2 protein-coding genes are annotated in these 1,242 nt (G+C 30.8%); one reads left to right on the forward strand and one right to left on the reverse strand.

The features are described from left to right. The coding region (locus H6A61_RS15245) for a HAMP domain-containing histidine kinase (protein ID WP_204394755.1) at positions 1-247 on the reverse strand (247 nt) is incomplete at its 3' end. A 760-nt stretch (positions 248-1,007) separates the two neighbouring features. On the opposite strand from H6A61_RS15245, the gene H6A61_RS15250 reads away from it, so the two are divergent. Next, positions 1,008-1,242 (forward strand): DUF3836 domain-containing protein (locus H6A61_RS15250; protein WP_204394756.1); only part of this gene is annotated, 235 nt, incomplete at its 3' end.

Below are 1,242 nucleotides of genomic sequence, written 5' to 3' on the forward strand. Positions count from 1 at the left end.
CTGTTTTGTTCATCTCCAGTTTATGGTTCTCCAGTTTGGAGATGGTAAGTATCTTGTTAGTGAGAGCAAACAAGTGGTCTGTTTCGCTTTCCGCTATGTTCATGTATTTGTTCTTTATCTCCGGTTTTCCTTCCAGTCTTCCGCTTTTCAGCATATCCTGCACCATCATAATAGTACTTAGAGGTGTTTTCATGTCATGTACCATGGCGTATGAGAAGTCCTCACGGATTTGGGAGATTTTATTCATTTTTGATATTATCCTTACTTGATAGATTATGCAGAATACAACAAAAATGAGAAGTATAGTTGTGGAAACTAAGAGTATCCCCATTTTTTGAAAAAAGAATTTATTTGGATTAATAATTTTGGCTTTAATAACATATGAGAAGTCACTCCTAATAGGGATTTTCTGTGTTTCGATATAAAAAAATGAATAATGTGCGTTCCCTTTATTTTGTATAATACTATCCCCTTTTAATAGATATAGACAAAAGCGATTATTAATATTTTCTTCTTCTAGAATCTGTTTATAATATTTTGCTATTGTATCCAAAGAAATAGGTTTTCCAAGTTCTTCTAATGATTCTTGCATATAAGCAAATTCCGGTATATCTTTTCCGCTATCACTTTGAGGCCTACTTTTAACCATTGTTCCTTGTGGTAAAGAACTTAATCTGGAAAATGTTTCAGCATCAATAGCATTCTCTAACAGATGACTTGTTTTAAATACTATTTCATTTTTGTTAAATTGGTACGAACTGTATAACCATATAATTTGTATTAGGACTAATATAAAAAGACCTGATATCGTTATTATTTTTATATATTTTCTCATTTAGCAGTTTTATTGCAAAGTTAATAACATTATGCAGATATATAACTAAAGTTCTCGCAGAAAACTTCTTAACCTAAAGATAACGTATTGATAACATAAACTCTTGTTCTTAGCGCATACCTTTGCAGCATAAGAAATAACAAAAGAAGTCTAACTTAAAAATTAAATTATTATGATAGCAGAATTAATCATTTCAGCAGTAGCGTCAGTGTCTTTATCAACTCCTAAAGTAGTTTATAATGTAGCCTCAGAAGATAAGAAAGTTACAAATATTGAGGCCTATTCTGTAAGTGACGGAAAATATCTTAAACGTATGTATAAGATAAACTTCATCTATAACGCAGATGGTGAAGTTACCGATAAGAATACTTATCAGTGGGATGAAAGAAATTCCGGTTATATATTGA

The sequence above is a fragment of the Bacteroides caecigallinarum genome, assembly GCF_016901995.1.
Lineage (GTDB): Bacteria > Bacteroidota > Bacteroidia > Bacteroidales > Bacteroidaceae > Phocaeicola > Phocaeicola cellulolyticus.